18 protein-coding genes are annotated in these 18,707 nt (G+C 74.3%); 17 read left to right on the top strand and 1 reads right to left on the bottom strand.

The features are described 5' to 3' along the window. Positions 1–34: 34 nt before the first annotated feature. From ACQPXD_RS42605 to ACQPXD_RS42525, 17 genes are all read left to right on the top strand, one after another. Entirely contained in the window at positions 35–841 is an 807-nt protein-coding gene (locus ACQPXD_RS42605) for a thioesterase II family protein (protein ID WP_432828473.1), read from the top strand. A 19-nt stretch (positions 842–860) separates the two neighbouring features. Next, positions 861–4,820, top strand: coding sequence for a condensation domain-containing protein (locus ACQPXD_RS42600; RefSeq protein ID WP_432828471.1), 3,960 nt, complete (start codon positions 861–863; stop codon positions 4,818–4,820). 12 nt (positions 4,821–4,832) lie between these two features. Then, complete coding sequence (locus tag ACQPXD_RS42595) at positions 4,833–5,039, top strand: MbtH family protein (RefSeq protein WP_432828469.1); 207 nt, start codon at positions 4,833–4,835, stop codon at positions 5,037–5,039. Between the two features lie 144 nt (positions 5,040–5,183). Continuing rightward, a complete protein-coding gene (locus tag ACQPXD_RS42590; protein ID WP_432828467.1) occupies positions 5,184–5,663 on the top strand; it encodes a cobalamin B12-binding domain-containing protein in 480 nt (159 codons plus the stop codon). Continuing rightward, positions 5,660–6,916, top strand: coding sequence for a methylaspartate mutase (locus ACQPXD_RS42585; RefSeq protein WP_432828465.1), 1,257 nt, complete (start codon positions 5,660–5,662; stop codon positions 6,914–6,916). The genes ACQPXD_RS42590 and ACQPXD_RS42585 overlap by 4 nt, the downstream gene beginning before the upstream one ends. Next, positions 6,913–7,926: an asparagine synthetase A gene (locus tag ACQPXD_RS42580; RefSeq protein ID WP_432828463.1), complete on the top strand. Its 1,014-nt coding sequence runs from the start codon at positions 6,913–6,915 to the stop codon at positions 7,924–7,926. Before ACQPXD_RS42585 ends, ACQPXD_RS42580 begins: the two co-directional genes overlap by 4 nt. Then, positions 7,923–9,212, top strand: a complete 1,290-nt coding sequence (locus ACQPXD_RS42575) for a glutamate synthase-related protein (RefSeq protein WP_432828461.1) — start codon at positions 7,923–7,925, stop codon at positions 9,210–9,212. Before ACQPXD_RS42580 ends, ACQPXD_RS42575 begins: the two co-directional genes overlap by 4 nt. Beyond that, entirely contained in the window at positions 9,209–10,138 is a 930-nt protein-coding gene (locus ACQPXD_RS42570) for a 3-oxoacyl-[acyl-carrier-protein] synthase III C-terminal domain-containing protein (RefSeq protein ID WP_432828459.1), read from the top strand. The genes ACQPXD_RS42575 and ACQPXD_RS42570 overlap by 4 nt, the downstream gene beginning before the upstream one ends. Positions 10,139–10,157: 19 nt before the next feature. Continuing rightward, a complete protein-coding gene (locus ACQPXD_RS42565) occupies positions 10,158–11,507 on the top strand; it encodes an ATP-grasp domain-containing protein (protein WP_432828457.1) in 1,350 nt (449 codons plus the stop codon). A 17-nt stretch (positions 11,508–11,524) separates the two neighbouring features. Further along, on the top strand, positions 11,525–12,796 hold the full coding sequence (locus tag ACQPXD_RS42560) for a type III PLP-dependent enzyme (RefSeq protein ID WP_432828456.1): 1,272 nt from the start codon (positions 11,525–11,527) through the stop codon (positions 12,794–12,796). Positions 12,797–12,844: 48 nt separating this feature from the next. Next, entirely contained in the window at positions 12,845–13,111 is a 267-nt protein-coding gene (locus ACQPXD_RS42555; protein ID WP_432828454.1) for an acyl carrier protein, read from the top strand. A gap of 9 nt (positions 13,112–13,120) precedes the next feature. Then, entirely contained in the window at positions 13,121–14,056 is a 936-nt protein-coding gene (locus tag ACQPXD_RS42550) for a hypothetical protein (protein ID WP_432828452.1), read from the top strand. Continuing rightward, positions 14,053–14,733, top strand: a complete 681-nt coding sequence (locus ACQPXD_RS42545; protein ID WP_432828450.1) for a hypothetical protein — start codon at positions 14,053–14,055, stop codon at positions 14,731–14,733. Before ACQPXD_RS42550 ends, ACQPXD_RS42545 begins: the two co-directional genes overlap by 4 nt. Then, a complete protein-coding gene (locus ACQPXD_RS42540; protein WP_432828448.1) occupies positions 14,730–15,884 on the top strand; it encodes an acyl-CoA dehydrogenase family protein in 1,155 nt (384 codons plus the stop codon). The genes ACQPXD_RS42545 and ACQPXD_RS42540 overlap by 4 nt, the downstream gene beginning before the upstream one ends. Further along, entirely contained in the window at positions 15,868–16,758 is an 891-nt protein-coding gene (locus tag ACQPXD_RS42535) for a 4'-phosphopantetheinyl transferase family protein (protein ID WP_432828446.1), read from the top strand. Before ACQPXD_RS42540 ends, ACQPXD_RS42535 begins: the two co-directional genes overlap by 17 nt. Beyond that, positions 16,746–16,964, top strand: a complete 219-nt coding sequence (locus ACQPXD_RS42530) for a hypothetical protein (protein ID WP_432828444.1) — start codon at positions 16,746–16,748, stop codon at positions 16,962–16,964. The genes ACQPXD_RS42535 and ACQPXD_RS42530 overlap by 13 nt, the downstream gene beginning before the upstream one ends. Positions 16,965–16,977: 13 nt before the next feature. After that, on the top strand, positions 16,978–18,222 hold the full coding sequence (locus tag ACQPXD_RS42525) for an MFS transporter (protein ID WP_432828442.1): 1,245 nt from the start codon (positions 16,978–16,980) through the stop codon (positions 18,220–18,222). Between the two features lie 54 nt (positions 18,223–18,276). Here the strand turns inward: ACQPXD_RS42525 and ACQPXD_RS42520 are convergent, their stop codons facing one another. After that, positions 18,277–18,660: a nuclear transport factor 2 family protein gene (locus tag ACQPXD_RS42520; RefSeq protein ID WP_432828440.1), complete on the bottom strand. Its 384-nt coding sequence runs from the start codon at positions 18,658–18,660 to the stop codon at positions 18,277–18,279. Between the last annotated feature and the right edge of the window lie 47 nt (positions 18,661–18,707).

Genomic DNA, 18,707 nt, shown 5'->3' with positions numbered 1-18,707 from the left:
GGATGTTCACCGATCACCTGCATTGGAGCGTCTCGTGAGCCCTGACCACACCGATGCCTACCGCGAGGACCCCGAGGACCCCGAGAACGTGGTCTGGGTGCTGCCCGGCGCGGCGGCACATCCCCGGATCTCCCTGCTCGTCCTGCCGCACTCCGGCGGCAACGCCCACTCCTACGCGCCGTGGCGGGACCTGCTTCCCGGCGACGTGCGCCTGCTGATCGGGCAGTACCCGGGCCGCGGCGCCCGGTTCAGCGAGCCGCCGCCCACGTCGATCGACGACCTCGCCGGCCCGGTCGTGCGGTGCCTGCCGCCCGACACCGGCGACCTGGTGATCCTCGGGCACAGCATGGGCTCGCTCGTCGCGTTCGAGGTGGCCCGCGCGCTGACCGGCGCCGGGCGCCCGCCCCGCGCGCTGATCGCCTCGGCCTGCCGGCCGCCGTACGTGCCCAACCCGAGCCCGGTGCACCCGGAGCGGCTCGACGACGACGCGCTGGTCGCCGCCATCAAGGCACGCGGCGGCACCGACGACGGCATCCTCGACGAACCCGAGCTGCGCGAGATCATCATGCCGCCGATCCGGGCGGACTTCGCCATCGACGACGCCTACCGCTTCACCGCCGACCCATCCGTGCTCACCTGCCCGGTGACCGTCATCGGCGGCAACGCCGACCCGGTCGTGCCGGCGATCGAGCTGCCCGGCTGGTCGGCCGTCACCTCCGCGCGCACCGCGGTCGGGCTGATGCCCGGCGGCCACTTCTACTTCCAGCAGCAGCTGCCCGCGTTCCTGGCGCTCGTCACCGGCGTCCTCAACGCCGTCGCGGCCGAGCACCAGCCCGCCTGACCGGGAGGGAGGGAAACCAATGTCAGTCGCCGTCGCCGAGGCGCCCGTGATCACAGTGGACGGTGAGCCGTTGGCCGTGCCGCGCGCGCCCGTGCTCGACCTGATCGCCGCGCGGGCGGCCGAGGCGCCCGACCGGGACGCACTGGTCCACGACACCGCCCGGCTGAGCTACCGGGACCTGGTCGCCGGCTACACCGCGCGCGCCGAGGAACTGCGCGCCGCCGGCGCCGGGCCCGGCCGCCTGGTCGCGATCCGGCAGCCGCGCGGGATCGAGGCGGTCGTCACGATCCTGGCCGTGCTGCGGACCGGCGCCGGCTACCTGCCGCTCGACCCGGCCGCCGGGGACGCCCGCACCACCGCGATCCTCACCGACGCGGCCGGCGGCGCGGCCCTGCCCCCGGACCCGTTCGGCTCCGGCGCCACGGCCCTCCTCCCTGGGCCGGGCGCCGGACCGGACGTCGCCTACGTCATCTACACCTCCGGCTCCACCGGCGTGCCGAACGGCGTCGTCATCGGGCACGAGGCCCTGGAGCACTTCGTCGCCGCCGCCCGGCAGCGCTACGGCATCGGGCCGGCAGACCGGGTGCTGCAGTTCGCCCCGCTGCACTTCGACGCGAGCGTCGAGGAGCTGTTCGTCACGCTGTGCGCCGGCGGCACGCTCGTCCTGCGCACCGACGACATGCTCGACGTGCCGGCGCTGCTGGCCGGCTGCGCCGCGCACGGGATCACCGTCCTGGACCTGCCGACCGCCTACTGGCACGAGCTCGCGTACGCGGTCGCGGCCGGCGCGGCGGCGCTGCCCCCGGCGGTGCGGACCGTCATCATCGGCGGCGAGGCCGCGCTTCCCGAGCGGGTCGGCCGGTGGTGCGCCGCCGTGGGCCCCGGGGTCCGGCTGCTCAACACCTACGGCCCGACCGAGGCCACCGTGGTCGCCACCGTCGCCGACCTGTCCACCTTCGACGGTGGCACGGTGCCGATCGGCCGGCCGCTGCCCGGCGTCTCGGCCGCGCTGGTGGACGGGGAGCTGTGGCTGTCCGGCCCGGCCCTCGCCCGCGGCTACCTCGGCCGGCCGGAGCTGACCGGGCGCCGGTTCACCACCCTGTCCGGCGTGCCGGCGTACCGCACCGGCGACGTGGTGACGGTGCTGCCCGACGGGCAGATCGGCTTCGTCCGCCGGGTCGACGACGAGGTCAAGATCAGTGGGTACCGCATCGATCCGGCCGCCGTGGAGTCCGTGCTGCTGGCGCACCCGGCCGTCCGGGAGGCGGCGGTCGTCGCGCAGGACCTGCCGGCCGGCGGCAAGCGGCTGCTCGGATACGTCGCGGCCGCCGGGAACGTCGACGCCGCGGAGCTGCGGGCCCACCTGTCCGGCCGGCTCCCGGCGCCCGCCGTCCCGAGCGTGCTGCACGTCCTTGCGTCCCTGCCGCACACCAGCACCGGAAAGATCGACCGGAAGCTGCTGCGGGCCGGGCCGCCCGAGGCCGCCCAGCCCGACCCCGAGGACCTGGTGCCGCTGTCGTACGCCCAGCGCCGGCTGTGGTTCCTCAGCCGCCTCGAAGGACCGTCCTCGGCCTACAACGTGCCGGTGGTGCTCCGCCTCGCCGCCGTGCCCGACCCGGCGGCCCTGCGGGCGGCGCTGGCCGACGTGGCCGACCGGCACGAGGCGCTGCGGACGGTGTTCGGCATCGCCGGCGGCGAGCCGTACCAGCGGGTGCTCGACACCACCGACGTCCCCTTCGGCACCGCCGACTGCGCACCGGACACCGTGGACGGTGCGGTGGCCGCCTTCAGCAACGAGCCGTTTGACCTCGCCGCCGACCTGCCGATCCGGGCGCGGCTGTTCGTCACCGGCGGCACCGCCGTCCTGGTGGTCGTCGTGCACCACGTCGCCACCGACGGCGCCTCGATGGGCCCGCTGCTGCGCGACCTGTCCACCGCGTACACCGCCCGCACGGCCGGCGCGGCGCCGGACTGGGAGCCGCTGCCGATCCAGTACGGCGACTACACGCTGTGGCACCAGGAGCTGCTCGGCAGCCCCGACGACCCGGCCAGCCGGCTCTCGCGGCAGGTCGCCTTCTGGCGCACCGCGCTGGCCGGCGCGCCCGCCGTGCTCGACCTGCCGGCCGACCGGCCCCGCCCGCCCGAACCGACCGGCCGGGCCGGCGTGACCGTGGTCAACGTCGGCGCCGGCACCCATCGCGGGCTCGTCGCCCTCGCCCGGCGGCAGCGCGCCAGCCTCTTCATGGTGCTGCAGGCCGGGCTGGCCGCCGCGCTGGCCCGGCTCGGCGCCGGCGCGGACATCCCGATCGGCACCCCGGTCGCCGGGCGGCCCGACGAGGCGCTGCGCGACCTGGTCGGCTTCTTCGTCAACACGCTCGTGCTGCGCACCGACGTGACCGGCGACCCGGCGCTCGACGACCTCGTGGCCCGGGTCCGCGACGGCGACCTCGCCGCCTACGAGCACCAGGACCTGCCGTTCGACCTGCTGGTCGAGCGGCTCAACCCGGCGCGCTCGCTGGCGTACCACCCGTTCTTCCAGGTCATGCTGACGCTGCAGGACGGCGGCCTGCCCGCGGTGCGACTCGGCGACGTCGAGGGGCGCATCGAGCCGGCCGACCTGACCGCGGCGAAGTTCGACCTCTCCGTCTCCTGCGTGGAGCTGCGCGACGCCGACGGCGCACCGGCCGGGATCGAGGCGTGGCTCGAGTACGCGGCCGACCTGTTCGACGAGCCCGCCGCCCATCTCGTCGTCGAGGTGTTCGGCCGGCTCCTCGACACGCTCGCGACCGATCCGGCGGTCCGGGTGGGTGCCGCCCCCGTGCTGACCGCCGCGGACACCCGCACCCTGGCCGAGCGCCGGGCCCGGCTGGCCGAGCTGACCGAGCTGGCGGACCGGGCCGCGGCGATCGCGGCCGCACCGCCGGACGCCGTGCCCGGACGCCGGCTGACCGTCCTGTGCGGACTGTTCGCCGAGGTGCTCGGCCTGCCCGCGGTCGGGCCGGGGGAGAACTTCTTCGACCTCGGCGGGTACTCGCTGCTGGGCCTGCGGCTGGCCAACCGGGTGCGGGCCGAGCTGGGCGTGGAGGTCGGCATCCGGGACCTCTTCCTGGCACCGACCGCGGCCGAGCTGGACCGGCGGATCGCCGCGGCCGACCGGTCCGGCGACGCCCTCGCCGTCCTGCTGCCGCTGCGGGCCCAGGGCGACCGCCCGCCGCTGTTCTGCGTGCACCCGGTCGCCGGGACGAGCTGGCCCTACGGCGGCCTTACCCGGCACCTGCACCCGGACCAGCCGGTGTACGGCCTGCAGACCCGCGCCGCGAGCGAGCCGGGCTACCGGGCCGCCAGCGTGGCGGCGATGGCCGAGGACTACCTCGCGCAGGTGCGCCGGATCCGCCCGGACGGGCCGTACCGGCTGCTCGGCTGGTCCTTCGGCGGGATCGTCGCGCACGAGATGGCGGCCCGGCTGCGCGCCGAGGGCGCCGAGGTCGAACTGCTCGCGCTGCTCGATTCCTACCCGGTGCTGCCCGGCGAGCCGCAGGGCCCGCTGAGCGAGCCGGAGATCCTGGAGATGCTGTTCGGCACGGACACCGGCGCGCCGGACCTGCCGGGCGGGTTCTTCGACCACTACGACCGGGACGCCGTCGTCCGGGTGCTGCGAGGCCGCGAACCGGTCCTCGCCGGCCTCACCGACGGAGAGGTCGGCGCACTCGTCGACGCCTCCGTCAACCACGCGGAGATCATGCGGGCCCACCGGCCCGGCGTGTTCCCCGGCGACGTCCTCTTCTTCACCGCCACCGCCGACAAGGGGCCACAGTCACCCACGGTCGAGCGCTGGCAGCCCTTCGTCGACGGGAAGGTGATCCGTTACGACATCGACGTGGAACATTTGAGAATGACCGAGCCGGAACCTTTCGCCGAGATCGGCGCAACGATTTCCGCGACGTTGGCTGCGCTGGATTCCCCGCGCCCACCACAATGATGAGGAGCTGAGATGGCCAATCCGTTCGACAATGCCGACGGCGCTTTCGTGGTGCTGGTCAACCACGAGGGACAGCACTCCCTCTGGCCGGAGTTCGTTTCCGTGCCCGGCGGCTGGACCGTCGTCAAGCAGACCGCATCCCGTCAGGAGTGCCTGGACTACATCGAGGAGCACTGGACCGACATCCGTCCCAAGAGCCTGGTCGCCCAATACGCCTGACCACCATTCCCCGACCGCGGGCGGGCCGTGTGTTACGCACACGGCCCGCCCTTTTCGTGCGCGCGTCTCACTGCCGTAGCGACTGCCCCGCAGCTGCCGCCGCAACTACCGTTCGGCACCCGCCCGCATCCCTACATTCGATTCGTGCGCAATACATCGCAGCCGCGATTGACGGTCCTGGTGACCGGGACGGCGTCCGACTCACACACCTGGAACCTCATGTTCCTGCAGCTGCTCGTCGAGGAGCAGGAGCACCGGGTCGTCAACCTCGGCCCGTGCGTCCCGCCGGAGCTGCTGGCCGACACCTGCCAGCGGGTGGCGCCGGACCTCGTCGTCCTCAGCAGCGTCAACGGGCACGGCTACCCCGACGGCCTCCGCGCGGTCACGCACCTGCGCGACCGGCTCGGGCCGGCCGCACCGCCGGTCGTGATCGGCGGCAAGCTCGGCGTCGCGGGCCCGCTCGCCGCCGAGCAGGTGCACCGGCTGCTCGCCGCCGGGTTCGCCGCGGTGTTCGACGGCGGCGACCTCGACCGTTTCCGCGGCTACCTGCACCGGCTGGCGGCCGGCGCGGCGGCCGCGGTGCCGGAGGAGTCCACTGTGGACGCGATCGGGGCGGGGCTGTGACCACCGCCGCCGCGACGTCGTTCGGCGCGTTCGTCATCGCCGCCGCGGCCGCCGGACGCCTGGTCGTCCAGCCGCGGATGGGCTTCAGCGACCCGCGCCGCATGCGGGCCGGGCTGGAACGCACCAAGTTCGCGGCGGCCACCACGGTCGGGACGATCACGCTGGACAGCTACACCCGGCTCAACGACCACCGGGCCGTGCGCCGGGCGCTCGCCGGCGGGACGCCGCTCAACGGGTACCCCATCGTGGCGTATCCGCTGAACCAGACCCGCGCGCTGCTCGACGGCGTGCTCGACGCGTCGTTCCCGATCCAGGTCCGGCACGGCTCGTCCCGCCCCCAGCAGATCATCCGGGCGCTGACCGCGGCCGGGCTCGACGCCACCGAGGGCGGGCCGATCTCCTACTGCCTGCCGTACGGCCGGACCCCGCTGCGGGAGTCGGTGTCGAACTGGGAGGCGGCCTGCCACCTGCTGGCCGAGCGGGTCGCGCCGCCGCGCAAGCCGCACCTGGAGACCTTCGGCGGCTGCCTGCTGGGCCAGCTCTGCCCGCCCGGGCTGCTGGTGGCGGTCAGCGTGCTGGAGGCGCGGTTCTTCGCCCAGCACGGCATCGGCAGCGTGTCGCTGAGCTACGCGCAGCAGACCGACCCGGCCCAGGACGAGGAGGCGGTGCGGGCGCTGCGCCGGCTCGCCGGCGAGTTCCTGCCGGCGGAGGTCGACCGGCACGTCGTGCTCTACGCGTACATGGGCGTCTACCCGACGTCGGCGCGCGGCGCGCGGCGGCTGCTGGAGACCGCGGCCGAGCTGGCGGTCCGATCCGGTGCCGAGCGGCTGATCGTCAAGACGGTCGCCGAGGCGCACCGCATCCCCACCGTCGAGGAGAACGTGGCCGCGCTGGAGACCGCCGCCACCGTCGCGGCGGTGACCGCGCGGCCCGGCGGCACCGGCCCCGTCGCCGACACCGGCGTGTACACCGAGGCCCGGACGCTCGTCGAGGCGGTGCTGGAGCTGGACGCGGACATCGGCCGGGCGCTGTGCGCCGCGTTCGCCCGCGGCGTGCTGGACGTGCCGTACTGCCTGCACCCGGACAACGCCGGCCGGGCGCGCAGCTACATCGACGACGGCGGCCGGCTGCGCTGGGCGGCGGTCGGCCGGATGCCGATCAGACCCGCAACGACGCCGGGGGACCGGGCCGAGATGACGTCGGCGCGGTTGCTGTCGGCACTGCACCACGTGGCCCGCAGCTTCGACGGATGAACGCGGAGGCAGATATGCAGCAGCAGGAGGAGCGGGGCCGGCCGGCCCCGCTCGGGGAGCACCTGAGCGCACCGACGACCAGAGCGGCGATGCTCGTGCAGCAGGAGGCCCTGACCGCGGCGCGGGAGTACCTGCGCGGCGAGGGTTTCGTCGAACTGCTGCCGCCGCTGGTCGGGCCGGTGACCGATCCCGGCGGGCGCGGCGCCAAGGCGCTCGACGTCGACTACTACGGCCACACGTACAAGCTGATGACCAGCGCCATCCTGTACAAGCAGGCGTCCCTGCGCGGCTTCGACCGGCTCTTCTACGTGGCGCCGAACGTGCGCGTCGAGCCGCCGGAGACCGCGTCGACCGGCCGGCACCTGGTCGAGTTCCACCAGATCGACGTGGAGATCGCCGGCGCCGACCGGGACGGCGCGATGGCCGTCGCGGCCGGGATGCTGCGGCACGTGGTCCGCCGCGTCTGGCAGGAGGTGCCGGACGTGCTGCGCGGCCTCGGCCGGGACGAGGTCACGTTCGCCGAGCTGCTCGCCGGCGGGTTCGAGGTCTGCACCCACGCCGAGGCGGTCGCCCGGCTGCACGGCAGCGGGCACGCGCAGAGCGGCGACGCCGAGATCGACTGGGCGGGCGAGGAACTGCTGTCGCACAAGGCGGACCGGCCCTTCTTCATCACCGACTACCCGAAGGGCTCCCGCGGCTTCTACGACCGGGAGGACCCGCAGCGGCCGGGCGTGCTGCGTAACTTCGACCTCATCGCGCACGGCGGCTACGGCGAACTCGTCAGTGGCAGCGAGCGCGAGGCCGACTACCGCACGATCGTCACCCGGATGCGGGAGAGCGGCGAGAACCCGGCCAAGTACGACTGGTACCTGCAAGTCGCCCGCGAGGGCATCCCGGCCAGCGCCGGGTTCGGCATGGGCGTGCAGCGGCTGGTCCGCTACCTCACCGGGCTCGACGCGCTCTGGCAGGTCAGTGCCTACCCGAAGCTGCCCGGGGAGGTGGCGCCGTGAGCGGACTGACGGCTCCCGGCCTGCCGGAGGAGCGGATCCGGGAGCGGGCCCGCACCGGCACGGCCGCGGTGTTCCCGCCCGCCGGCGAGTACGGCACCCGGCTGTTCGGCGCCGACCCGGCGGCCGGCAGCGCCGACCCGCTGGACCGGGCCCGGCTCGTACCCCCGGTGTTCATGCCGCTGCGCCTGGAGAAGCTCATCGAGCTGGGCCGCGAGCCCATGCACGACGACGTCGACCTGCGCACCGCGATCGGCGGCTTCACCAGCAGCCTGCCGGTGTTCCTGTCCGCGTTCGGCTCGACCAGCGCCGGCAGCGGCGACCTCGCGATCGCCGCCAGCCGCCAGGCCGGCCGGCTCGGGGTGCCGATGGTGATCGGTGAGAACATGGTCCCGGTGCACGGGTACCGCCGGGGCGGCGCCGCGTCTCCGCTGCTGGCCCGGATCGGGGCGTACCTCGCCGAGGCCGGCGACGAGCTCGGCGGCGTGGTCGTGCAGCAGAGCACCGTGGACGCCGACTCCGAGGTGTGGAACCTGGTCTACAGCGACCCGGCGACCGGGCCGCTGCTGGCCTCGGGCCGGCTCGCGTTCGAGCTCAAGGTCGGCCAGGGCGCCAAACCGGGCCTGGGCGGCATGACCGTGCTGCCGGCCGGCGAGGCCGACCGGCTGGCCGACCGGTTCGCGATGCGGGACGTGCTCGGCGCCGACCGCCGGCTGCGCTGCACCGCCCCGGGCACGTTCACCGCCGAGATCGTCCGCCAGCAGCTGCGGTTCATGCGCAACAACTTCCCGAAGGCGCGGATCTGGGTGAAGTTCCACCCGGGCCGGGACATCGCCGAGGCGGTCGACGCGGCCTGGCGGGCCGGCGCCGACGCGGTGACGGTCGACGGCGCCGAGGGCGGCAGCGGCTGGGCGCCGCTGGGCTTCCTCGACGCGGTCGGGCTGCCGCTCGCCGAGTGCCTGCACCGGATCGGCCGCCCCACCGGCTGCCTGCTCGTCACCGGCCGGATGTGGGAGGGCGGCCGGGTGGTGCGCGGCCTCGCGCTCGGCGCGACCGCCGCCGGCCTCGGCCGGGCCGCCCTCCTCGCGGTCGACGAGGACCCCGAGGCCGGCCTGGTCCGTTTCGTCGACAGCCTGGCGCTGGAATGCCGGCTGCTGATCAGCGCGCTCGGCAAGTACGCCCCGGGCGCGCTCACCCCGGATGACGTGTGGTGGCCGGACGCGCCGCCGCACCGGACGGCGACGCCGGGCGGGCTGCCCGCCGTCGAGCGGATCGGAGGACAGCCATGACCGCGTTGCTGGACGTCGGGTGCCACCTGCCCGGCACGAGCATCAACATCGGCGACATCGGCGCCGCCGTCGGTACCGACGACCGTCTCATGTGGACGTTCCGCCGGTTCTACGGGCTCGACTCGGTCCGCCGGGCGCCCGGACAGGACCTGCGCCAGATCCTCACCGCGGCCGCCACGAACCTGAAGGAGCTGCGCGGCAACGAGCACCGCGTGCGGTACGTCATGAACGCCCGAACGGTCGCCACCGTGGCCACCGTCGGCGAGCGGCCGGTCGAGGACGTCTGCGCCGCGCTCGGGCTGACCAACGCGGTGGTGTTCACGCTCACCCAGCACGCCTGCGCGAGCGGACTGCTGGCGGTGCGGCTGGCCGGCGAGCTGCTCGACGCCGACGGCGACCCGGACGCGCTCGCGCTCGTGCTGGTCGGCGAGAAGGCGTTCAGCCCGACGCTGGAGATGATCCCGGAGAGCACGGTCATGGGCGAGTCGACCGCCGCCTGCCTGGTCGCACCGGGCGGCGAGCGGGACCGGCTGCTCGGCTACGCCACCCGCACGATCGGCCGCTACTGCGACGGGTTCCCGCCCTTCGCGCTCGACCCTGGTTTCCTCAAGGACCACAACGACCTGCTCGCCGAGGTCATGCGCCAGGCGTGCCGCGAGGCCGGGCTGGACGTCGCCGACCTGACGCTGATCCTGCCGCACAACGTCAACCGGCTCTCCTGGTCGTGGACCTGCCGGCTGCTGGACATCCCGCTGGAGCGGGTCTTCCTCGACAACATCCCGGTCACCGGGCACTGCTTCACCGCCGACCCGTTCATCAACTACGTCCACGCCCGGGCCGCCGGCCGGCTGCGCCCCGGAGACCCGTACCTCATGGCCTCCGTGGGGCTGGGCGCCACGTTCTCCGCCGCTGTCCTGCGGCACTGAGCACGGAAGGGAAACCCCGATGTCAGCGTTCCTCGAAGGCGTCAAACACGCGTGTACCGGTGACCCGGACACCCCGTTCGTCCTGCTCGGCAACTTCGAGGTCGAGGACGAGTGGGCCCGCGACGAGATCGGCCTGCCGACGGTCGGCGGCCGGGCCTCGACCGCGATCGTCAACCGGATGGACGAGTTCGCCGTCCTGCTCGCCGGCAAGGGCGACTACGTCGTGCTGAAGTCCGCGCCGGACCCGGACTACCTCGCGTACCTGGAAAGCCTCGGGCTGGACCTGCCGGAGATCCTGGTCGCCGACGAGCACGACCCGGCCAACTCGGTCACGGTCGACGCGCTGCGCTCGGCGCGGCTGCTCGACGAGCTGCGGGCGGTCGCGGCGCGCGGGGCGTACCTGCTGCCGCACGGCATCTCGGTGCTGGAGGAGCAGCTGTGCGCGAGCACCGGGCTGGCCTCCGCGCTGCCGCCGGCGAGCCTGGTCAAGTCGGTCAACAGCAAGGTCTACAGCCGGCGGGTCGCCACCGAGCTGGGCCTGCCGCAGGCGCCCGGCTGGGAGTGCGAGAGCGTCGCGGACTTCGCCGCGGCGGCCGCCGGGGCCCGCACCGCGCTGGCCGCCGGGCGCCGGTTCGGGGTCAAGGACGCGTTCGGCGTCTCCGGCAAGGGCATCGTCGTGGTCGACGACGAGCGCAAGCTCGACCAGCTGGTGCGCATGGTGACCCGGCGCGCCGAGCGCAGCGGCGACCAGCGGATCGCCCTGGTGGTGGAGCAGTGGGCCAGTAAGGCCGTCGACCTCAACTACCACTTCACCGTCGGCCGGGACGGTTCGGTCCGGTTCGACTTCGTCAAGGAGGCGATCACCGAGAACGGCGTCCACAAGGGACACCGGATCCCGGCGCGGATCTCCGCCGCGCACCACGCGCAGATCGAGCAGACCGCCGCCGCCCTGGGTGGCCGCCTGGCCGCCGACGGGTTCTACGGCGTCGTCGGGGTGGACGCGATCGTCACCACCGACGGTGGCCTGCTGCCCGTCCTGGAGATCAACGCCCGGAACAACATGTCGACCTACCAGACCGGCCTGCAGGAGGCGTTCATGGCCGCCGGCACGGTCGGTATGGCCCGGCAGTACGAGCTGTCGCTGGACGCGGAGGTCGGCTTCGCCGCGATGCAAGAGCGCCTCGGCGACCTGCTCTACACCACGACCAACGGGCGCGGCCTGCTGGTCAACAACTTCGCGACGGTCAACGCCGCCGCGGCCCAGCAGGAGCCGGGGCGCCGCTTCAGCGGCCGCCTGTACGGCCTGCTGCTGGCCGGGTCGGAGACCGAGCTGGCCGCCATCGACCGCGCCGTCACCGAGTGCCTGTAGAAGGGGAGTCCGATCCGATGTCCGAGAGTCACACCATCCAGGGAATCCCGATCACCGAGCTGGTGGAGCGGTTCGGGACCCCGCTGTACGTCTACGACGGCGACGTCATCGCCGGGCAGTACCGCGGGCTGCGCGAGTCGCTGCACCCGGCGGTGGAGATGTTCTACTCGCTGAAGGCCAACCCGAACATCAGCATCTGCGCGCTGCTGCACTCGCTCGGCGCGCGGGCCGAGGTCTCCTCCCTCACCGAGCTGGTCACCGCGCAGCGCGCCGGCGTGCCGGCCGGCCAGATCATGTTCCTCGGCCCGGGCAAGGCCCGCGACGAGATCCTCGCCTGCGTCAAGGACGACGTGGTACTCATCTGCGAGTCCTTCGGCGAGCTGGCGCTCATCGACGAGGTCGCGGCCGGGCTCGCCACGACCGCCCGGGTCGTGCTGCGGGTCAACCCCAGCTTCGCGGTCAAGGGCAGCGGCCTGACCATGGGCGGCAAGCCGCGCCAGTTCGGCATCGACGAGGCGGCGCTGTTCGCCGCGCCCGACCTGGCCGGCCGGCACGCGGCGGTGCGGCTGTGCGGGATCCAGGCATACATGGGCACCCGCATCCTCACCGAGGACGTGGTGGTCGAGAACAGCGAGCGCATCCTCGACCTGGCCGAGCGGCTGGCCGGCCACCTCGGCATCACGCTGGACATCGTCGACGTCGGCGGCGGCCTCGGCGTGGCGTACTTCCCCGGCGAGCACGACCTGGACGCCGCCGTGCTGACCGCGAAGCTCAACCCGGTCTTCGCCGCGTTCGCCGAGCGGCACCCGGACACCCGGCTGGTGATGGAGCTGGGCCGCTACCTGGTCGGCCACAGCGGCGTCTACGCGGTCGAGGTCCGCTACATCAAGGAGTCCATGGGCGAGCGGTTCGCGGTCGCCGACGGCGGCACCAACCACCACATGGCGGCCGTGGGCATCGGCTCGTTCGTCAAGCGCAACTTCCCGATGCGGCTGCTCAACCGGGCCGGCTCCGACGAGCGGGTGGCCTGGAACGTGACCGGCCCGCTGTGCACCCCCAACGACACGCTCGGCAAGGCCGTCGAGCTGCCGGCCGACCTGCGCCCCGGCGACGTCGTCGGGGTGGAGCGGTCCGGCGCCTACGGCCCGACCGCCTCGCCCGTGCACTTCCTCAGCCACGGCTACCCGGCCGAGGTCCTCGTCCACGCCGGCCAGGCGCGGCTGATCCGCACCCGCGACGACGCCGACAGCATGCTCGCCAACCAGATCAAGCACGACTTCACCGCCTGATCCGACCGATCCGACGCCTGAACCCCACCCACACGGAAGGACACCGTCATGACCACACTCGCCGAGGCGACCGACCGCCGGCAGATCCTGGACGCGATCGTCGCCGCCCTCTCCGACGTGCTGCGCCAGGAGCTGACCGACGTCGCCGAGGAGACCCGGCTGTTCGACGACCTCAGCCTCGACTCGACCAGCGTGCTGGGGCTGCTGATGGCGCTGGAGGACGCGCTGGACATGCAGGTCGACCCGGAGAGCCTCGAGCAGCGCCACCTCGAGACGGTCGGCACGCTGGCCGACTTCATCGCCGAGAGCCGCTGAGCCGTGTCGATGCAGCGGCGCTCGGGGGAGCAGCCGGTTCCGGGTGCGCCGATCGGCGCACCCGGAACGACCCTCGAACGTATCGTTCCGTTCTGGTTCACCGCGGGGGACGGGTCGGCCCAGCCGGCGCACCGCGACACCTACCTCGACCTCATGCAGACGCTGTACGGGGAGTTCGACGACCTGTCCTGGCTGGACGGCGGCGCCCTGGTCAGCTACCACGACATGGCCGACGCGGTGGTCCGCGAGCTCGGCCCGGCCCTGGACGGCGTCGACCTGGTGGTCACCGTCCAGGCCAGCCCCGACTGCCGGCAGCAGAGCTTCCCCGGCTGCCGGCTGACCGACCTGCTGCCCGGCGACCCGTTCATGTTCGGCGTCTCCGAGCAGGGCGTGGCCGGTCCGTTCCTGGCCCTGCGGATGGCCGTCGACCGGGTCACCCGCGGGCTGTCCCGCCGGGCGCTCGTCCTGATCCTGGAGCAGTCGACGCTGCCGCCCGACGCCGCCGCGATCCTGCCGGCGCACGACGTGGCGGTGGCCATCGTCCTCGGCCCGGACGGTCCGGTGCCGATCGGCCGGCCGGTCATCACCGTCACCGGCCGGGCCGGGCTCGACACCCCGGTCACCGCCGCCGGCGGCCCGGTCGACCCGGCGCCGTCCGGCGACGACGCCGCGGCGCTGGTCGTCGGCGACAACCTGGCCGACCTCGTCCCCGGCCCCGGCGTCACCGTGACCCGGGGCGCGCCCGGGCACGCCTGCGCCGGCGTCTGGCTGGCGCTGGCCCGGCTGCTCGCCGAAGGCGGCGGCACGCCCGGCGGGCGGGTGCTCGTCGTCGACCAGGACCCGGCGCTGCCGTACCTGTGCAGCCTGGACCTGACGCTGCCGGTCGCCGTCGCGCCGGGTCTGACGGCCCGGCCGGCGCTGCGCGAACCGGAGCTGGCCGGATGAACGCCATCGCGACGCTCGTCGCCCCGGCGGACCTGACCCACGGGCGCGCGGTCGCCCGCGAGTCCGGGGTCGTCGCGGCGGTCACCGCCCTGCACGCCGAGCTCGGCGGCGCCGTGCTGCCGGCCGGGCCGGGCGGGCACGTCTTCCTCCCCGAGGGCGTGGTGCAACGCTCCGACCTGTACGGCACGCCGGACGGGCCGCGGGTCCGCGCCGGCGCCGGCGAGCGGTGGCTCGCCGAGGTGCCGATCGGGCCGGACACGATGGTCGCGCTGCACGTGCTGGGCGCCGGGCCGGGCGGCGACGCCCGCACGCCGGACGCCTGGTCCGTCGGGCTCGGCTGGGTCCGGCTCGGCCTCGCCGACCGGTTCCTCGCCCGCGCGGCCGAGCACCTGCGCGGCCGGAAGGTCCAGGACACCGTGACGCTGAACCTGCCGCCGGTGCGGATCCTGCTCGCCGACGCGGCGACCGGCCTGGCCGAGGCGCACGCGCTGCTGGCCGCCGGCCCCGACGCGGCGGCGCTGCACCGGGTGCACCGGGCGCTCGACGAGGCCGGGCGGGTCAGCCTGCACCTCTTCGGCGCGACCGGCTTCCTGGCCGGCGGGCCGGGCAGCGAGATCCGCGCCGCCGAACTGCTCGGCGACACCTACGCCCCACCGTCCACCGTGGAGACGCCATGACCGACGTGGAGTTCCTGACGCAGCTGCGCGGGCTCGCCCGCGAGTTCGCCGACATGCTCCGCCCGACCGTCCTGCCCGTCGACCGGGACCCGAGCCTGGCGCGCACGCTGCTGGACAGCGGCCTGCCGTGGCGGCAGCTGATGGGCCTGCCGGCCGAGTACAACCCCGATCCGCTGCGGGTCGGCGGCCGGGCCGTGTACCTGGACAAGGCCGTCGAGCAGGTCACCGTCCTGGAGGAGCTGGCCCGCGTCGACGCCGCCGCGGTGCTGGCGCAGCCCGGCCCGTCGATGTCCGGCTTCGTCGTCAGCGAACTGGCCGACCGCAAGCAGTACGAGCGGTACTTCACCCGCCTCGCCGAGGCCCCGACGTGGACGTTCTTCGGCATCACCGAGCCCACCCACGGCTCCGACCCGGCGAGCATGACCACCGCGGTGCGGCCCGACGGCGCGGGCGGCTACCACCTCACCGGCACGAAGCGGTTCGTGGGCAACGGCGCCCGCGCCGGCATCGGTGTGGTGTTCGCCCGCCGCCGGCCCGGCCCGCTCGGCATCGGCGCGGTGCTGCTGGAGACCGACCGGCCCGGCTTCACCGGCGTGCCGCTGGAGACGCTCGGCCTGCGCGGGCTGCAGCTGAGCGAGCTGCAGATGCGCGACGTACCGCTGACCGACGACGACCTGCTCGGCCGGGACCGCTCGGCCACCCGGCAGGGCATGTGGGCCGCGGTGCGGACCTTCAACCGCTACCGCCCGGTGGTCTCGGCGCTGGCGCTCGGGGTGGCCCAGGCCGCCTACGACTACGCGGTCGAGCACGGCACCCGGTCCACAAAGGACGGCCGGCTCGCCGGCTTCGCCGAGCGGCTGAACGGCACCCGGACGCTGATCCTGGCGGCCGCCCGCTCCGCCGACCGGGACGCGGCCGACGGCACGCTCGCCTCCGCGGCGAAGATCCGGGCCACCCGGCTGGCCGAGGAGCTGAGCATCGCCGCCGTGGACTGCTTCGGCCCCGGCGCGCGATGGGACCACCCGCTGCTGGACAAGTACGTCCGCGACGCCCGCGCATTCGAGTTCATGGAGGGCACCAGCACGATCCAGCGGCTGAACCTGGCCCAGGCGTACCTGTCGGGGAGGCTCGACGATGACCGGGCCGCCTGACAACCCGCGGGCGCCGGCGATCGGCCCGCCGCGCCTGCTGGCGCCGCCGGGCGTCGACGTCTGGCACGTGGGGCTCGACGTCGACGCCGACACCGCCGAGCGGGTGGCCGCGCTGCTGGACCGGCACGAGCGGGAGCGGGCCGACGGGTTCCGCGACGCGCTCGCCGCCCAGCGCTATCGGGTCGCTCACGGTGCCGCCCGTACCGTCCTCGGCGGGTACCTGGGGATCGCGGCCTACGCGGTCGACTGGTCGGCCGGCCGGCACGGCAAGCCCGCGTTCGACGGCACGTGGAGCAACTGGCAGTGGAGCCTCAGCCGGTCCGGCGGGCACGCGCTGCTCGCGGTGCGGCTCACCGAACCGGTCGGCGTGGACATCGAGGCGGTCGGGGACCACACCCGGGCGGTGGCGCTGGCGATCCGCTTCCTGCACGAGGGCGAGGCGGCCGCCATCGCGGCCCAGACCGACCCCGCCGAGGCGCGGCTGCTCTACCACCGGCTGCTCTCCCGCAAGGAGGCGTGCGTGAAGTGCAGCGGCGGCCGGCTCCTCGACGGCCTGCGGATCCGGGTGCTGAGCCCGGGCACCGTCACCGGCACCGGCCCGATGGCCGAGGACCTGTGGCGGCTGCGGGACCTGCCGGCGCCGCCCGGCTTCGTCGCGGCGCTGGCGACCGTCGGCGAGGCGATCGACGCGCTCAGGTTCTTCGAATGGCAGTGGCCCGAATGGCAGCAAGAGCAGCAGCAGGAACTGGGAGGGGAGGCTGGCACATGCAGGCTCGAGGAAGACCCGCCCCGGGCTGGGTGGGCATTCAGGCCGTCGAACGCGGTGGCAACACCGTCCATGCGCGGTTCACCGTGTCCGACGTGCCAGTGCTGACCACCGATCCGGTACACCGCACGGCCGCCGTCCGCGCCGCGGCCTGCACGCTGAACGCATTCGGCCGCTCGTACCTCGGCGGTCACCTGGAGGTCACGTGGAGCCCGCCGGGGTCGAGGCCGCGCACCCCGGCCGGCAGTGAATACCTCGCCGCCGGCCGGGCGGTGGAGACCGCGCTGCGGCAGCGTCCCGTCGAGAACAGATAGGCAGGCAGAACTGATGCAGGAATCGTCAACCATCGACTGGCGGCGGGTCGCCTTCCTCGTGGCGGGCAACGCGCTGTCCCTGGCCGGGGACTTCGTCCTGCTCGTCGCGCTCGGCTGGACCGCCGTGCAGATCGGCGGCGCCGGCGCGGTCACCACGCTGGTGCTCGCGCAGACCGTGCCCAGGGCGTTGATGCTCATCTTCGGCGGTGCCATCGCCGACGGGCGCGGCCCGCGGTTCGTGGTGCTGCGGGCCACGGGGGCGCGGGTCGTGGTGCTGGCGGCGGGCGCCGCGGTCGTGCTGACCGTGCACGCGTTCTGGCCACTGGTGGTCATCGCCGTCCTCGAAGGGGTCATGCTCGGTCTGGCCAGCCCCGCCACCGGCGCGATGATGGCCACGCTCGCCAACGGCGACCAACTGGTGCGGGCCAACTCCCTGTACAGCACGGTGCTGCGCCTCGCGCCGATTATCGGCGCGCCGATCGGCGCCTGGCTGATCGCCGTCGGCGAGCTCTGGCAGGCGCTGGTGGCCGGCTCGGTGGTGTGCGCGGTGGTGTTCGCCGGGCTGCTGTACGTGACCAGCGGCATGACCCGCCCGGAGCGCACCGGCGACGAGGAGAACCTCATCCGCCGCTCGGGCGCCGGCTTCCGGCTGCTGGCCGGCGACCACCGGCTGCTGTGGCTGTTCGTCTCCGCGTTCTGCCTGGACCTGGCGTTCGGCTGGCCGCTGGAGGTGGCGCTGCCGCTGCTGGCCAACGGCCGGTCCTGGGGCGTCGGCGCGGTCGGCATCGTCGTGGCGACATTCAGCGCCGGCGCGCTGACGGCCGGGGCGCTCGGCGCGCTGCTGGCCCACCGCATCCCGCTGAAGCTGCGGCTCGTCGCCAGCGGCGTGGTCATGGCCGCCGGCATCGCCACGATGGTGCTGATGCCGTCGGTCGTCTCGCTCGCCGCGGTCGCGCTGCTGGTCGGCGCGATGGCCGGACTCAACGGCCCGGCCGTCGTGACCGCGTACCAGCAGGCCGCGCCGCGGACCAGCATGGGCGCCGCGATGGCGACGCTGGCGCTCAGCGCGGTCGGTACCGGACCGGTGTCGATCGCGGCGTTCAGTGCCCTCAGCCTCCTCATCGGGACTCCGGCGACGTGGGTGCTGTGCGGAGTGATCGCGCTGGCCGGACCGGTCGCCGCGGCGCGGGCACTGCGCCGCCGCGAGGAGCCGGCCGCACCCAGGCGGGAGGTGGTCGAGGCGCTGGCGGTGTCATGACGATCAGGTGCGCGCGCCCCATCGGACTCCCTTCCGATGGGGCGCTTCGTCGTCTCAGCCGGGCGCCACGAAGTAGAAGCGCTGGTACCCCAGCAGCAGGCCGAGGTCGGTCAGCGTGAAGATGTCGGCGAACTCCACGTCCAGCGGCGGGCGGACGTAACGGCCGAAGACCACGACACTTTCGCCGTCGGCGACGACCCGGTGCAACTCGTGCCGCGCGGGGGGCCCGGCGATACCGGCGTGCACGCGAAGCGTCTGTGCCCTGCCCTGGCCCTGCGGGGTGTCCGGCCGGCGCACCTGGGCCTGCTCATCCAGCAGCGAGCCGTAACCGTCGAGGTCGCCGGAGTCGAGATAGACGTATGACAGACGCACGTGGTCGACACCGGCCGAGGTCGCGGCCGCCGAGGGTGGCGGACGCCGCCCGCGCGATCTGATCATCTCGGTCCTCCTCGGGGTGTACGGGGCCCGAGGCTCACTGTCCGGCA

It is taken from the genome of Dactylosporangium sp. CA-092794 (assembly GCF_050948465.1).
Taxonomy (GTDB): Bacteria; Actinomycetota; Actinomycetes; order Mycobacteriales; family Micromonosporaceae; genus Dactylosporangium.
Note: the sequence above shows the minus strand (reverse complement) of the source record. Positions and strands in the feature narration are given on the sequence as shown.

Coding starts and splice junctions, on each gene's coding strand:
- ACQPXD_RS42600 (WP_432828471.1), top strand. CDS start 861: ATGTCAGTCGCCGTCGCCGAGGCGCCCGTGATCACAGTGGACGGTGAG.
- ACQPXD_RS42595 (WP_432828469.1), top strand. CDS start 4,833: ATGGCCAATCCGTTCGACAATGCCGACGGCGCTTTCGTGGTGCTGGTC.
- ACQPXD_RS42580 (WP_432828463.1), top strand. CDS start 6,913: ATGAACGCGGAGGCAGATATGCAGCAGCAGGAGGAGCGGGGCCGGCCG.
- ACQPXD_RS42570 (WP_432828459.1), top strand. CDS start 9,209: ATGACCGCGTTGCTGGACGTCGGGTGCCACCTGCCCGGCACGAGCATC.
- ACQPXD_RS42565 (WP_432828457.1), top strand. CDS start 10,158: ATGTCAGCGTTCCTCGAAGGCGTCAAACACGCGTGTACCGGTGACCCG.
- ACQPXD_RS42560 (WP_432828456.1), top strand. CDS start 11,525: ATGTCCGAGAGTCACACCATCCAGGGAATCCCGATCACCGAGCTGGTG.
- ACQPXD_RS42555 (WP_432828454.1), top strand. CDS start 12,845: ATGACCACACTCGCCGAGGCGACCGACCGCCGGCAGATCCTGGACGCG.
- ACQPXD_RS42550 (WP_432828452.1), top strand. CDS start 13,121: ATGCAGCGGCGCTCGGGGGAGCAGCCGGTTCCGGGTGCGCCGATCGGC.
- ACQPXD_RS42545 (WP_432828450.1), top strand. CDS start 14,053: ATGAACGCCATCGCGACGCTCGTCGCCCCGGCGGACCTGACCCACGGG.
- ACQPXD_RS42540 (WP_432828448.1), top strand. CDS start 14,730: ATGACCGACGTGGAGTTCCTGACGCAGCTGCGCGGGCTCGCCCGCGAG.
- ACQPXD_RS42535 (WP_432828446.1), top strand. CDS start 15,868: ATGACCGGGCCGCCTGACAACCCGCGGGCGCCGGCGATCGGCCCGCCG.
- ACQPXD_RS42525 (WP_432828442.1), top strand. CDS start 16,978: ATGCAGGAATCGTCAACCATCGACTGGCGGCGGGTCGCCTTCCTCGTG.
- ACQPXD_RS42520 (WP_432828440.1), bottom strand. CDS start 18,660: ATGATCAGATCGCGCGGGCGGCGTCCGCCACCCTCGGCGGCCGCGACC.